The following is a 14,025-nucleotide window of genomic DNA, read 5'->3' on the forward strand; positions in this document are numbered from 1 at the left end:
AACCCCTTCCCGAGCACGAGGGCGGCAGCATGGTCCGGTCGACGGCGCACCCGCGCCTGGCGGTGGTGGTCGTCGTCCTCGCCGCCGCCGGGACGCTGGCCACCACGCTCCTCGGGCCGTCCGGCGCCGCGCTCGCCTCCGACCTGACCCAGACGCTGGCGGCCCTCGCCGCCGGCGCCGCGACCGCGCGGTTCGCCGTCCGCAGCACCGGCCTGCGGCTGCGGACGGCGTGGGCGCTGCTGGCCCTGGCCTGCACCTCGTGGGGCGCCGGCCAGGCGTACTGGACCGTCCTCGCCGCCCGCGGCGAGTCGCCGTTCCCGTCCCTGGCCGACGTCGGGTTCCTCGGCTTCTGCCTGTTCGCCGTGCCGGCGCTGGTCCTGCACCCGGCCGGCGGCGGGCGGACCGGCCGCCTGCAGCGGCTCCTCGACGCGATGATGACCACCGGTGCGGTCGGCCTGGTCAGCTGGCAGACGGCGCTGGGCGCGGTGCTGCGCGACGACGGCGGCCACCCCGTCGGCGCCCGGCTGCTGCTGGCCGCCTACCCGGTCACCGACGTCGTCCTGGTCGTGCTGGCCGTCCTGCTGGTCACCCGCACCCGCGGCGACCGTCGCCCGCTGAACCTGGTCGCGGCCGGCGTCAGCGCGCTGGCGGTCGCCGACAGCGCCTTCACCTACCTGTCGGCCACCGGTGCCTACGACGGCGGGACCGCCGACGTCGGCTGGACGGCCGCGTTCGTCCTGCTCGCCGTGGCCGGGCTGTGCCGCACCGGCCTCGCGGGCGCCGGGCCCGACGGCCGCACCGGCGAGGTGGGCGGCACCGGCACCGCGGCGTCGCTGCTGCCCTACGTCCCGGTCGTGGCCGCGCTGGCCACCGCCCTGCTGCGCAGCCTCGCCGGCACGCCGCTGTCCCCCGGCGAGATGCTGGCCGCCACCGCGGTGATCGCCGCGCTCATGGTCCGGCAGTACGTGACCGTGCGGGAGAACGCGCGGCTCGCCGCCGACCTCGCCGCCCGCGAGGCGCAGCTGCGGCACCTGGCCTTCTCCGACCCGCTGACCGGGCTGGCCAACCGGTCGCTGTTCCTCGACCGGCTCAAGCACGCCCTGGCGCTGCACGCCCGGGACATGCGGCCGGTCGCCGTCGTCTTCCTCGACCTCGACGACTTCAAGGCGGTCAACGACACCCTCGGCCACGCCGCCGGCGACGAGCTGCTGCTGCGGGTCGCCGAGCGGCTCACCGGCGCGCTGCGCGGCGGCGACACGGTGGCCCGGCTCGGCGGCGACGAGTTCGCCGCGCTGCTCGAGGACGGCGGCGACCCGCTCGAGGCCGCCGCCCGCCTCACGGCGGCGATGGCCGTGCCGTTCACCGTCGCCGGCCGCACCCGCGCCGTCGGCGCCAGCACCGGCGTGGTGGCGCTGACCGCCGGCGACGCCGCGGTGGGCGCCGACGAGCTCATGGCCCGCGCCGACGCGGCGATGTACGCGGCCAAGCGCGCGGGCAAGGGCCGCGTCGTCCACCACGGCGCCCCCGCCTAGGCCCGCCCTCCCGACCGCGGCTCCGTCACTGCCGTCAGGGGTCCCCCGGCGGCTGCCCGGGTCGTCGCGCGATCAGAGAGCCCATGGCCCCTGTCGGTCCCCGGCCCCCGGGAGGACGGTCGCGTCGGGACGACACGACGACCCAGGGGGCGATCGCTGTGCCACGGAGAGGCGGACGAGCGGTCGTCATCGGGGCGAGCATGAGCGGGCTCCTGACCGCCAGGGTGCTCACCGAGGCGTTCGACCGGGTGACGGTGGTCGACCGGGACGTGCTGCCCGGCGAGCCTGCCGCACGGCGAGGCGTGCCCCAGGGACGGCATCCCCACGGGCTGCTCGCCCGCGGCCGGGAGGTGCTGGAGGAGTTCTTCCCCGGCCTCACCGAGGAACTGGTGCAGCTGGGAGCCGAGATCGGCGACATGCAGCGCGACGCCCGCTGGTACAACGACGGGCACCTGCTGTGCCGGTCCCCGATCGGGATGCAGGGCCTCGCCATGAGCCGACCGCTGCTGGAGGACCGGGTCCGGGCCCGCGTCCTGGACCTCCCCGGGGTCGAGGTCCTCGCACCGGCTCAGCTCCTCGACCTGACAGCGGTCGACGGGCGGGTGTCCGGGGTGCGGGTGCGTCGCGCCGATCCCGTCGCCGGAAGCCCCGTCGGCGGGAGCACGGAGGAGGAGGCACTTCCCGCCGACCTGGTGGTGGATGCGACCGGGCGCGGATCGCACACCCCGTCCTGGCTCGAGTCGCACGGCTTCAGCCGGCCGACGGAGTCCCGGATCGACGTGGACGTCCGCTACACGACCTGGGTCGTCCCCCGGTACGACGACGACCTCGACGGCGACCGCGTCTGCCTCATCGGGGCCACCACCGCAGTCCCCCGGTTCGGCGCCGCCCTGGCGCTGGAGGGGGGACGCTGGATCGTCAGCGCGGGTGCCTATCGACCCGACGCCGCGCCGACGGACCTGGCGGGTTTCCGGACCTTCGCGGCCCGCCTGCCCGCACCGGAGGTCGCCCAGCTCATGGCGGACCGGGAACCGATCGAGGGCCCGCACGTGTACCACTTCGTCGGGAGCACGCGACGGCACTACGAGCGGTTGACCCGGTTCCCGGAGGGCCTGCTGGTCACCGGTGACGCCTTGAGCAGCTTCAACCCGGTCTACGGCCAGGGCATGACGGTGGCGGCCATGGAGGCCCTCGCCCTGCGGCAGCTGCTCACCGCCGGCGTCGACGACCTCGCCCGGCAGTTCTTCCGTCGCGCCGCGCGTCTCGTCGACGTTCCGTGGGACATCGCTGCCGGCAGTGACCTGCGGCAGCCCTCGGTCCGCGGACGGCGTTCGGCGCGAGTGCGCCTGGTCAACGCCTACGTCGCCCGGGTCCAGGCCGCCGCTGCGGTCGACGCCGGGGTGGGCTCGGCGTTCCTCCGGGTGGCCAACCTGATCGACCGGCCCGAGTCGCTGCTGCGACCGCGGCTCGCGGCCAGGGTGCTCCTGGCGCAGCGGCGCGCCGTCCAGGGCGCCGCACCCGTCGCCGACCGGCCGAGATCCGTCGTCGAGGTGCCCCGGCCACGTGAGGTGCCGGAGGGCGGGTCCGCCGAGGCCGGGGACGGGACCGCGCGTCCTGTCGGCGGCCGGGCCTGACCCCGGCGGGCTCCCCGTCCCGCGGACGTCGATCGCACCGCGGGCCCGCCTCGGGCCACCGCCCCCGCTCAGTGGTCGCTGCAGCAGGCCCGCGGGGTCGGCGACTCGAACGGGCAGACCTCGCGGTCGTCCCAGGCGTTCACGGTCAGCACGAGGACGCCCTCGCGGTACTCCGGGCGCACGTGCCCGCGGGTGCGCAGCAGCAGGCCCGGGGCGTCGGCCACGCCGAGCAGGTCGACCGCCTCGATCGCGCACCGCGCGGTCAGCTCGGCCAGCGGGAACCGGTCGGGCAGGTCCTCCTGGCCGGGGAAGCGGACCAGCCGCCCGGGGGTCCGGTCCCGGTGCGCCCGGGCGACACGGGCCGCGTGGTCGCCGTGCCCGGCGTCCCCGCCGAGCCGGACCTCGCCGTCGCCGTCGGCCAGCACGACCGTCTCACCGGGGCGCCCCCAGCCGGCGACGGCGTCGGCCAGCCCGGCGGACCGGGGCGCGCGGAGGGTGCCGGCGTGGTGGGCGCCCTCGGCCGACCGGACGACGTGCGTGGCGAGCTCCGTGGCGCCGACCCGCCGGCCGAGGTCGAGCAGCCGGTGCTCGACCTCGGCCGGCGAGCTCCACGAGCTGCCGGTCTCCCCGCAGAGCGCGACCCAGCAGTCGCCGGAGGAGGACTCAGCCAACGGTGACGAACACCGGGTTCGAGTAGAACCACAGGTCGGTCCACGGGTCGCTGTTGCCGACCGGGTCCTGCCGCGGCTCGATGCTGCCGGGAGCGCTGACGTTGCCGTCGGTCCCCCGCAGCCGCAGGTAGAACGACCGGTCGACGCGGCGGACCACGTGGTTGACGACGACCTGGCCGTCGCCGCGGACCTCGAAGGACTCCGCGACGCGGGTCTCCGGGGCCGCCTGCGTGTCCCGGTCGGCGGCCGGGCCGGTGACCGGGCCGGTGATCAGGTCGACGCGGCGCAGCTGCGGCACGTCGCCGTGGGCGTTGGGCTGCCGCCGCTGGGTGATGCGGACCTGCACGTGCACGTTCTCGCCGCGGCCCACCCGCACCTGCTCGCCGAGGGTCCCCGGCGCGTTGCCGCCGCCGTCGCCCCGGACGGTGACCTCCAGGCCGTCGATCAGGTCGCCGTGGACGACGAAGGCACGCCCGGCCCGCAGACCGTCCATGACGGCGCCGTAGTCGCGGGCGGTCGACCCCACCCAGGTGCGCGAGTAGTAGCCGGGGAAGTAGTCGCCGCGGTCGACCTGCGGGGTGCCGCTGTCCACCGGGTCGCCGTACCGGCCGTTGGCGGTGAACCAGGCGCTGCTGTCCTGGCCGGCGGGGCGGACCAGCCGGTCGAGGTGGACGGAGTGCGAGTCGGAGTTGGCGGTGATCCACCACGGCCGGCCCTCGGCCAGCAGCGAGTCCCAGACCCCGCCGACCTTCGCCGTCATCCAGTCGAACCCGCCGAAGGTCCGGTAGGACTCGGGCGGGTAGCCCGGCCAGCTGTTGGCGTTCGGGGAGTTGCCGTAGAAGCCGCGCGCGTCGCCCGGCCCCTGCGGGGTGGGGATGCCGGCGGCCTGGTGCCCGGGCGCGCCCTCGAAGCCGATCGCCACCCGCGGGTCGGCGTCGCGCCAGGCGCGGATCTCGTGCGGTGAGTCCAGGCCGTTGCGGGCCGGGTGGTTGGCGAGGAACAGCGCGTTCGGGGTGCGGCCGGCGAGCATCTGCTGCCCCAGCCACCGGATGCCGGCGACGGCCTGCGCCTCGTTGGCCGGCGAGCCGGCGGAGGTGCCCCGGACCGCGCCGTCGAACTGGTTCTCGAACTCCTTCAGCACGGTGACCTCGTGGTCGCCCGGGGCGACGAAGACGGTGCCGTGCTCGGCGGCCGGGATGTTCCACTCCAGGCCCTGGAACACCAGCACGTCCCGGTGGGCCGTCCGGGCGGCGCGGACGTCGGGGTTGACCAGGTCGACGCCGAGGCGCGCGTGGGTGGCGGACCCGTGGTCGGTGATGACCAGCCAGTTCACGCCGTTGCGGCGGGCCTGCTCCACCTGGTCCCGCACGGTGTAGAGCCCGTCGGAGCTGTACTGCGTGTGGATGTGGTGGTCGCCGTTGAGCCAGGTGTACCCGCCGGCGCTGCCGCTGCCCGCGCGGGGGGCGGCCTGCGCGGTCCGCGGCGCGCCGGCCACCGTCGCGCCGACCGCCAGGCCGAGGACCCCGGCCGCCTGCAGGAACCGCCGGCGCGAGAGGTCGCCGGGCGAGAGGTCCTGGTCGGGGACCGAGACGTCGCTGTAGGGCGTCCAGGCGGCGGGCTCGTGCTCGTGGTCGTGGTCGTGGTCGTGGTCGTGGGGGTGGGGGTGGTCGTGGTGGTGGTGCGGACCGGACACGTCTCTCCTCGGGGAGCGGCGACAGGAGGGCCGGCCGCATGGACCGGCCCCACCCAGTACTCAGGACCGAGGTGACCGACGGGTGGCCGGTCGGTGACGCACCGCGGTGCCCGGCGTGACGTCTGCGCGCCGTCTGCGGGACCTCCGCGGGGATGCCAGGGTGGACGGGTGACCGACGTCCAGCACCGCGACGGCCGCCGCACGGCCGCCGTCCGCACCTACCAGGGGCACGGCATCCACGCGGCCCCCGGTGTGCACGAGTACGCCGCGGGCCTGGCCCGGACGCTGCTCCCCGACGGCGGGCGGGTGCTCGAGGTCGGTTCCGGCTGCGGCGCGCTGGCCCTGCGGCTGCGCGACGCGGGCGTCGACGTCGTCCCCACCGACCTCGACCCGCCGCACGACTGGATCGCCCGGCTCGACCTCGACGACCCGGACTGGACCGAGGAGACCCGCGGCCCGTTCGACCTGGTCGTGTGCGTGGAGACGCTCGAGCACGTGGAGAACCCGCGGCAGGTGCTGCGCTCGATCCGGGCCCTGCTGCGCCCCGGCGGCCGGCTGCTGGTGAGCACGCCGAACGTCACGCACCCGCACTCGCGGCTGCTGACCCTGCTGCGCGGGGCGCCGTACATCTTCGGCCCGAGCCACTACCACTCCCCCGGCCACATCACCCTGCTGCCGGACTGGATGCTCACCGAGCACGTGCGGCTGGCCGGGTTCGACGGGATCGAGGTCACCACCGCCGGCGACACCCTCTACACCGGGCCGATGCGGCTGGCCTACCGCGTGGAGATGGCGGTGCTGCGGCTGCTCGGCATCCGGCAGCGGGCCACCTCCGGCGACGGCGTCTGCACCTTCGTCACCGCCACCGCCGTCTAGCCACCGGAGCGGGTGCGCCGGCGCCGCGTCCCGGCAGGCGGAACGCGGCGCCGGCGCACACCGTCGTCGTCAGATCGGGAACTCCACCCCCTGCGCGAGCGGCAGCTCCCCGGAGAAGTTGATCGTGTTGGTGGCCCGGCGCATGTAGCCCTTCCACGCGTCCGAGCCGGACTCGCGGCCGCCGCCGGTGTGCTTCTCCCCGCCGAACGCGCCGCCGATCTCCGCACCCGAGGTGCCGATGTTGACGTTGGCGATGCCGCAGTCGGAGCCGTCGGCGGCGAGGAAGCGCTCGGCCTCGGCCTGGTCGGAGGTGAAGATGCTCGACGACAGCCCCTGCGGGACGTCGTTGTTGAGCGCCACCGCCTCCTCCAGCGTGCGGTAGGGCAGCACGTAGAGGATCGGCGCGAACGTCTCCTGCCGGACGATGTCGGTCTGCCCGGGCATCCGGACCAGCGCGGGCTCGGCGTAGTACGCGTCGGGCGCCTCGTCGGCCAGCCGCCGTCCCCCGCCGGCCAGCACCTCCCCGCCCTGCTGCCGGGCGGCCTCGAGCGCGTCCTGCATCGCCTTAAAGGCGGCGTCGTGGATCAGCGGGCCGACCAGCGTGCCCGGCTCCAGCGGCGACCCGATCGGCAGCCGGCGGTAGGCGGCCGCGACCCGCTCGGTGAGGGCGTCGACGACGTCGACGTGCGCGATCAGCCGGCGCATCGTGGTGCAGCGCTGCCCGGCGGTGCCGGCGGCGGAGAACACGATCCCGCGGGTGGCGAGGTCGAGGTCGGCCGACGGCGTGACGATCGCGGCGTTGTTGCCGCCGAGCTCCAGCAGCGACCGGCCGAAGCGGTCGGCCACCCGCGGCCCGACCAGCCGGCCCATCCGCGTCGACCCGGTCGCGGACAGCAGCGCCACCCCCGGCGACTCGACCAGGGCCTCGCCGACGTCGGCGCCGCCGAGCACGACCTGGCTCAGGCCCTCCGGCGCGCCGGTCTCCGCGATGGCCCGGTCCAGCAGCGCGGCGGAGGCCAGCGCGGACAGCGGCGCGAGCTCCGAGGGCTTCCAGACGACGGGGTCGCCGCAGACCAGCGCGAGCGCGGTGTTCCACGACCAGACGGCGACCGGGAAGTTGAACGCGCTGATGACGCCGACGACGCCGAGCGGGTGCCAGGTCTCCATCAGCCGGTGGCCGGGCCGCTCGGAGCTGATCGTGCGGCCGTACAGCTGCCGGGAGAGGCCGACGGCGAACTCGCAGATGTCGATCATCTCCTGGACCTCGCCGGCCGCCTCGGAGGTGATCTTCCCGACCTCGACGCTGACCAGGGTGGCGAGGTCGGCCTTGTGCTCGCGCAGCAGCTCGCCGAACCGGCGCACCAGCGCGCCGCGCACCGGCGCCGGGACGGTCCGCCAGGTGCGGAACGCCTCGTTCGCGCGCTCGACGGCGGCCGCGACGTCGGCCGCGGTGTCCCGGCGCAGCGAGGCGACCCGCTGCCCGTTCACCGGGGAGGTCACCGGGAAGTCGCCCGCGATCGCGTCGAGGTCGACGCCGCAGCGGCCGGCGGCGTCGGCCGCCAGGCGCGCGAGGTCCTCGGCGGTGGGCAGGGTGGTCACAGGAGCACTCCTCGGGTCGAAGGACGGTGTTCGAGTTGGTCCGGCCCCTCTGCAGGGTCCCGCCGCGAGCGTGCGAGCGGTGGGGGGCAGAGGGGTCCTTACACGATGTTCAGTTCGGGGCGGACGCCGGCGCCGGCGAACCGGCGGACGTCGAACCCGGAGACGTCGACGAACGGCTGCGCGCCGACGTACAGGTCACGCACCACCTCCCCGACCGCGGGCCCCATGAGGAAGCCGTGGCCGGAGAAGCCGGTGGCGTACAGGAACCCCTCGACGTCGGCGGCGCGGCCGATGAGGGCGTTGTGGTCCGGCGTCATCTCGTACAGGCCCGCCCACCCGCTGGCGACGCCGACGCCGGCCAGCGCGGGCGCCCGCCGCTCGATCGCCTCGCCCAGCCGCGGCAGCCAGGCGTCGGAGCGGGTGAGCCGGAAGCCGGGGGTCTCGTCGGGGTCGGACATGCCCATGAGCAGGCCCTCGCCCTCCCGGTGGAAGTAGAACGAGGTGCCGAAGTCGATGGTGAACGGCGTGTGCGGGTCCAGGCCGGGCACCGGCTCGGTCACCAGGATCTGCCGGCGCAGCGGGCTCACCGGCAGGTCGACGCCGGCCCACGCGCCGACCTGCGCCGACCACGGGCCGGCCGCGCAGACCACGGCCTCGGTCTCGATCGTGCCCGCCGCCGTGGCGACCGTGGCGACCCGCCCGTCGCGGACGTCGATGCCGGTGGCCGGGCAGTGCGGCAGCACGGTGACCCCGGCCCGCCGCGCGGCGGAGGCGTAGCCGAGCACGACCGACTCGGGCGTGCAGTGCCCGTCGGTGGGCGACCAGGCGGCGGCCAGCAGCCCGTCCGGGTCGACCATCGGGGACAGCCGCACCGCCTCGGCGACGTCGGCCATCCGGCTGGGCACGCCGAGGTCGTTCTGCAGCGCGACCGCCGCCTCGAAGTCCGCGACGGCCGCGGCGTCGTCCAGGAGGAACAGGTAGCCGACCGGGGCGAAGTCGATCTCCTGGCCGAAGCGGGCCCGGAAGTCGCGGAAGGTCTCCAGGCTGCGGGCGCCGAGGGCGACGTTCACCGGGTCGGAGAACATCGCCCGCACGCCCCCGGCGGCCCGGCAGGTCGAGCCCGACCCGAGGGCGTCCCGCTCGAGCAGGACCACGTCGGGCACCCCGGCCAGGGCGAGCTCGTAGGCCGTGGCCAGCCCGACGACCCCGCCGCCGACGACGACGACCGAGGCCGAGCGGGGCAGCTGCCGGGTCATGGGACCTCCTGCTCAGGACGGGACGGGATCCCCATCCTGGGCCCTGGAGGCCCCCCGCACCACGACCCGGCCGCCGCGTGGCCCGATCAGGCGGGCTGCACCCCGAAGGTCTCGGCCAGCCGCTGGATCTTGCGGGCCCGGCCCAGGCGGGGCAGGTCGCTGCCGTCGCGGATGACCTGGCCGCGGGCCTCGAAGTCGGCGAGGAAGTCCAGCGCCCACGCGACGTCGGACGGCGCGGGACTGATCACCTCGTTGATGACCGGCGCCTGCTCGGGGTCCAGGCACAGCTTGCCGGTGAGGCCGAGGGTCACGGTGACCGCCGACTGCTCGCGCAGCACCGGGTGGCTGGTGCTCACCGTGGGGCCGTCGATCGGGCCGGGCAGGCCGCCGATCCGGCTGGCCACGACCAGCCGGGAGCGCGGGTAGGCCATCGCCAGGTCGTCGGCGCTGGTGCCGGTGTCGCGGCGGTAGTCGCCGCTGCCGAAGGCGAGCCGGAAGGCGCCGCGGGCGCGGGCGATGCCCACCGCCTCCTCGATGCCCAGCGCCGACTCCACCAGCGCGAGCACCGGCGTCGACCCGCCGAGCCGGTCGAAGGTCTCGGTGACGTGCTCGCCGGCCTCGGTCTTGGCCAGCATCACGCCGGCCAGCCCGGGCAGGCCGGCCAGGGCGGCGACGTCGTCCTCCCAGAACGGCGTCGAGTGGTCGTTGATCCGCACCCAGGCCGACCGCCCGCCGTCCTGCAGCCAGTCGACGACGCCGCTGCGGGCCTCGGCCTTGCGGGCCGGGTCGACGGCGTCCTCGATGTCGAGCACCACCTGGTCCGCGCGCGAGGCGTACCGCTCGGCGAACAGTTCCGGGCGGGCGCCGTTGACGAGGAGCCACGAGCGCGCGTCCGCCGGGCCGACCCTCCTGCGTGTCGTCATGACGTCATCCTCGCCCGGCGCGGGCGGGGACCCGGGAGCGACTCCCGGCCAGCGGGACGCTGTGAGCGACCCCACGCCGACCAGATCGGGCGGTCGACCGACCGGATCGGTCGGTCGGCCGTAGCCTGGGAGCGTGGCCCGCCCGTTCCGGCAGCAGATCGACGAGGGGATCCTCGACCGCGCCGCCGCTCTCTTCGCCCGGCGCGGCTACGCCAAGACGTCGGTGCAGGACGTGGCCGACGCCGTGGGCCTGTCCAAGGCCGGGCTGCTGCACCACTACCCCAGCAAGGACGCGTTGCACGAGGCCGTGCTCGCCCAGGCCGAGACGCTCGGCGAGCGGGTGCTCGACCAGGTGGCGCACCTGCCGCTGGGCCCGGCACGCGACCTCCGCGCCGTCGAGGTGCTCGTCGACGTCGCCCTGGCCCACCCCGGCGTCGTCGCCCTGCTCCTGGCGCCGGCCACGCAGGGCGAGCCCGGCGCCGAGGGGACGCTCACCGAGGGGGCCGGCGCGATGGCGCTGGCCGCCTTCGGCGTCGACCCGGAGACCGCCGAGCCCGAGCGGTGCGTCCGGGTCGTCGGCGCGCTCGGCGCGCTCGCCGTCCTCACCCTGGCCGCCCGCCAGGCGGACCTGACCCCGGCGTGGCGGCCGTACGTCGTCGCGACCTGCTTCGACGCGCTCGGCCACCGCCGTCCGGGCGCGACTCCTTCCCACCCCACCCAGGCGGAGGCCTGATCGTCCATGGCAGTCCTGTTGTCCCGTCTCGGGACCTCCTCCGCGCGGCACCGGTTCGCCGTCCTCGCCGTGTGGCTGCTGGTCCTCGTGGCCGGCGGCGTCGGCGCGGTCACCCTCTCCGGGCCGACGTCCACCAGCTTCTCCATCCCCGGCCAGGAGTCCACGACCGCGCTGGAGCGGATCGGCGAGGAGTTCGGCGCGAGGGCCGGCGGCGTGTCCGCGCGGGTCGTCGTCGCCGCGCCCGAGGGCGCCACGCTGACCACGCCGGAGAACGCCGCCGCGGTCACCGGGCTGGCCGGCACGCTCGGGCAGCTGCCCGGGGTCGTGTCCGCGACCGACCCGCTGGACCCGGCCGCGCCGTCGGTCAACCCGCAGCAGACGGTCGGCTACAGCACCGTCACCTACGACGCCGCGGCCGGCGGGGTCACCCCCGAGGAGCAGGACGCGCTGCGCGACGCCGTCGCCGACGCCCGCGACACCGGGCTGACCGTCGAGGTCACCGGGCAGGCGCTGGAGGAGGTGCCGGCCGTCGGCGGCCCGGCCGAGGTCCTCGGCGTCGTCGTGGCGCTGGTCGTCCTGGCCGTCACCTACGGCGCGCTCGCCGTGGCCGGCATGAACCTGCTGACCGCGCTCGTCGGCGTGGGCGTCGGCGTCCTGGGCATCACCATCGCCACCGGCTTCGTCGACCTGTCCTCGACCACGCCGATCCTCGCCGCCATGCTCGGACTGGCCGTCGGCATCGACTACACGCTGTTCATCGTCACCCGCCACCGGCAGGAGCTGCTGCGCGGCACCGACGTCCACCGGTCCATCGGGCTGGCCGTCGGCACGGCCGGCTCCGCGGTGGTCACCGCCGGCCTCACCGTCGTCATCGCGCTGGCCGGGCTGTTCGTCGCCGGCATCCCGTTCCTCACCCAGATGGGCCTGGCCGCGGCCGCGACGATCGTCGTCGCCGTGCTGGTGGCGCTCACGCTGGTGCCGGCGGTGCTCGCCCTGCTCGGCCACCGGGTGCTGCCCCGCAAGCGCCGCGCCGCGGCGGCCGCCGGGACCGCCGTGCCGGCCCGCGGGCGGGGCTTCCTCGGCGGCTGGGTCGGCGCCGTCACCCGGTTCCGCACCGCCTCGCTGCTGCTGGCCATCGTGGGCCTCGGCGTGATCGCGATCCCGGTCGCCTCCATGCAGACCACGCTGATCCAGACGCCGGCCGAGGGCACCTCCGCCGCCCGCGCCGACGCGCTGCTGGCCGAGGGCTTCGGCGAGGGCTTCAACGGCCCGATCACCGTGCTGTTCGAGGGCGACCGCGCCGCGGAGGCCGCCGGGCAGGCCGCGGGCGCGGTCGGCGGCCTCGACGACGTCGCGCTCGTCGCGCCGCCGGTCCCCAACGCCGACGACACCGCCGCGCTGCTCACCGTCATCCCGGAGTCGGGCCCGACCACGCAGGCCACCGAGCAGCTCGTCGCCGACCTGCGCGCGCAGCTGGCCGACCTCGGCGGCGTCGACGCCTACGTCACCGGCGCGACGGCGGTCAGCGTCGACGTCGCCCAGAGCCTGGACGAGGCACTGCCCAAGTACCTGCTGCTCGTCGTCGGGCTGGCGCTGGTGCTGCTCGTGCTGGTCTTCCGGTCGCTGCTGGTGCCGCTGGTCGGCGTCCTGGGCTTCCTGCTGACCATCGGCGCCTCGCTCGGCGCGACCGTGGCGGTGTTCCAGTGGGGCTGGCTGGCCGACGTGGTCAACCTGGACACCACCGGCCCGCTGCTGAGCCTCACGCCGATCCTGGTCATCGGCATCCTGTTCGGCCTGGCGATGGACTACCAGGTGTTCCTGGTGTCGCGGATGCACGAGGCGCACAGCCACGGCACCCCGCCGCTGGAGGCCGTCCGCACCGGGTTCCGGCAGGCCGCGCCGGTCGTCGTCGCCGCCGCGCTGATCATGTTCAGCGTGTTCGCCGGGTTCGTCCCGGCCGGCGAGGCGACGATCAAGTCGATCGCCTTCGCGCTGGCCATCGGCATCCTGGTCGACGCGTTCGTCGTCCGGATGGTGCTGGTGCCCGCCGCGCTGGCGCTGCTCGGGAAGGCCGCCTGGTGGCTGCCGCGCCGGCTGCGCTGGCTGCCGGTGCTCGACGTCGAGGGCGCCGCGCTCGAGCGGCACCCCGGGCCCGCGCGCGAGCCGGCGCCGGGCGGCGACCCGCGCTGACCCAGGACGCCCACGGCCCGTCTCCCCTCCCGGGGAGGCGGGCCGTGCTGTCTCATGTCGGCGTGGTCACGGCTCCGGTCCCCCGTCCCGAGGTCCTGCGGTACGTCGCGTTCAGCGCCGACCCGTCCGGCGGCAACCCCGCCGGGGTCGTGCTCGACGCGACCGGCCTGACCGACGACGAGATGCTCGCGATCGCGGCCGGCGTCGGGTTCTCCGAGACGGCGTTCCTGCTCCCCCGTGGCGACGGCCTGGACGCCCGGTACTTCAGCCCGCTGGCCGAGGTGAGCTTCTGCGGCCACGCGACGATCGCCACCGCCGTCGCGCACGCCGGCGCCGGGACGCTGCACCTGCGCACCGCGGCCGGCGAGGTGCCGGTCCGCACCGAGCGGGGCGCCGACGGCGCCTGGACGGCGACCCTCACCAGCGTCCCGCCGCGGACGGCGCCCCTGGCCGACGCCGACCTGCGCGACCTGCTGGCGCTGCTGCGGCTGGCCCCGGGCGACCTCGACCCCGCGCTGCCGCCGCGGGTGGCCTACGCCGGCGCGTGGCACCCGGTGCTGGCCCTCGGCTCCCGCGAGCGGCTGGCCGTCCTCGACTACGACCTGGCCGGGCTCGGCGCGCTGATGGCCGACCGCGGCTGGACGACGGTCGCGCTGGTGTGGCGCCAGGACGCGACCACGTTCGCCGCGCGCAACCCGTTCCCGCCCGGTGGCGTCGTCGAGGACCCGGCCACCGGCGCCGCCGCGGCCGCGCTGGGCGGCTACCTGCGGGAGGGCGGGCACGTGCCGGTGCCCGCCCGGCTCACCGTGCTGCAGGGCGCGGACATGGGCCGGCCGAGCACGCTGTCGGTGCACGTGCCGGCCGGGACCGGCGGCATCGAGGTGAGCGGCACCGCCGTCCCGCTCCCGGGGTGACCCG

Annotated in this window: 11 protein-coding genes; 6 read left to right on the plus strand and 5 right to left on the minus strand. The window is 76.2% G+C overall.

The window, feature by feature from the left end:
• Positions 1-29 precede the first annotated feature (29 nt).
• Both ACI79B_RS13515 and ACI79B_RS13520 read left to right on the plus strand, forming a co-directional pair.
• Positions 30-1,532, plus strand: a complete 1,503-nt coding sequence (locus tag ACI79B_RS13515; protein WP_456928503.1) for a diguanylate cyclase domain-containing protein — start codon at positions 30-32, stop codon at positions 1,530-1,532.
• Between the two features lie 200 nt (positions 1,533-1,732).
• Positions 1,733-3,166: an NAD(P)/FAD-dependent oxidoreductase gene (locus ACI79B_RS13520; protein WP_456928502.1), complete on the plus strand. Its 1,434-nt coding sequence runs from the start codon at positions 1,733-1,735 to the stop codon at positions 3,164-3,166.
• Positions 3,167-3,234: 68 nt separating this feature from the next.
• On the opposite strand, the gene ACI79B_RS13525 is transcribed toward ACI79B_RS13520, so the two are convergent.
• Both ACI79B_RS13525 and ACI79B_RS13530 read right to left on the minus strand, forming a co-directional pair.
• Positions 3,235-3,837, minus strand: a complete 603-nt coding sequence (locus ACI79B_RS13525; protein ID WP_456928501.1) for a hypothetical protein — start codon at positions 3,835-3,837, stop codon at positions 3,235-3,237.
• Complete coding sequence (locus tag ACI79B_RS13530; RefSeq protein ID WP_456928500.1) at positions 3,830-5,530, minus strand: PHP domain-containing protein; 1,701 nt, start codon at positions 5,528-5,530, stop codon at positions 3,830-3,832. The genes ACI79B_RS13525 and ACI79B_RS13530 overlap by 8 nt, the downstream gene beginning before the upstream one ends.
• A gap of 168 nt (positions 5,531-5,698) precedes the next feature.
• Between ACI79B_RS13530 and ACI79B_RS13535 the strand changes: the two genes are divergently transcribed.
• Positions 5,699-6,406: a class I SAM-dependent methyltransferase gene (locus ACI79B_RS13535; RefSeq protein ID WP_456928499.1), complete on the plus strand. Its 708-nt coding sequence runs from the start codon at positions 5,699-5,701 to the stop codon at positions 6,404-6,406.
• Positions 6,407-6,475: 69 nt separating this feature from the next.
• Here ACI79B_RS13535 and amaB read toward each other — a convergent pair whose 3' ends face one another.
• The 3 genes from amaB to ACI79B_RS13550 all read right to left on the minus strand — a co-directional run bounded on the left by amaB (position 6,476) and on the right by ACI79B_RS13550 (position 10,184).
• Complete coding sequence (gene amaB / locus ACI79B_RS13540) at positions 6,476-8,005, minus strand: L-piperidine-6-carboxylate dehydrogenase (RefSeq protein WP_456928498.1); 1,530 nt, start codon at positions 8,003-8,005, stop codon at positions 6,476-6,478.
• Between the two features lie 98 nt (positions 8,006-8,103).
• Positions 8,104-9,261 (minus strand): NAD(P)/FAD-dependent oxidoreductase, encoded by a 1,158-nt coding sequence (locus ACI79B_RS13545; protein WP_456928497.1) that lies wholly within the window; start codon positions 9,259-9,261, stop codon positions 8,104-8,106.
• A gap of 86 nt (positions 9,262-9,347) precedes the next feature.
• Complete coding sequence (locus tag ACI79B_RS13550; protein ID WP_456928496.1) at positions 9,348-10,184, minus strand: HpcH/HpaI aldolase/citrate lyase family protein; 837 nt, start codon at positions 10,182-10,184, stop codon at positions 9,348-9,350.
• A gap of 133 nt (positions 10,185-10,317) precedes the next feature.
• Between ACI79B_RS13550 and ACI79B_RS13555 the strand changes: the two genes are divergently transcribed.
• From ACI79B_RS13555 to ACI79B_RS13565, 3 genes are all read left to right on the plus strand, one after another.
• Positions 10,318-10,917, plus strand: coding sequence for a TetR/AcrR family transcriptional regulator (locus tag ACI79B_RS13555; protein WP_456928495.1), 600 nt, complete (start codon positions 10,318-10,320; stop codon positions 10,915-10,917).
• Between the two features lie 6 nt (positions 10,918-10,923).
• Entirely contained in the window at positions 10,924-13,107 is a 2,184-nt protein-coding gene (locus ACI79B_RS13560; RefSeq protein ID WP_456928494.1) for an MMPL family transporter, read from the plus strand.
• A gap of 62 nt (positions 13,108-13,169) precedes the next feature.
• Entirely contained in the window at positions 13,170-14,021 is an 852-nt protein-coding gene (locus ACI79B_RS13565; RefSeq protein WP_456928493.1) for a PhzF family phenazine biosynthesis protein, read from the plus strand.
• Positions 14,022-14,025 lie beyond the last annotated feature (4 nt).

The sequence above is a fragment of the Geodermatophilus sp. SYSU D00879 genome (assembly GCF_054050375.1).

Excerpts from the sequence above, each read along its gene's own strand:
- ACI79B_RS13515 (WP_456928503.1), top strand. The coding sequence starts at position 30 with ATGGTCCGGTCGACGGCGCACCCGCGCCTGGCGGTGGTGGTCGTCGTC.
- ACI79B_RS13520 (WP_456928502.1), top strand. The coding sequence starts at position 1,733 with ATGAGCGGGCTCCTGACCGCCAGGGTGCTCACCGAGGCGTTCGACCGG.
- ACI79B_RS13545 (WP_456928497.1), bottom strand. The coding sequence starts at position 9,261 with ATGACCCGGCAGCTGCCCCGCTCGGCCTCGGTCGTCGTCGTCGGCGGC.
- ACI79B_RS13550 (WP_456928496.1), bottom strand. The coding sequence starts at position 10,184 with ATGACGACACGCAGGAGGGTCGGCCCGGCGGACGCGCGCTCGTGGCTC.
- ACI79B_RS13560 (WP_456928494.1), top strand. The coding sequence starts at position 10,924 with ATGGCAGTCCTGTTGTCCCGTCTCGGGACCTCCTCCGCGCGGCACCGG.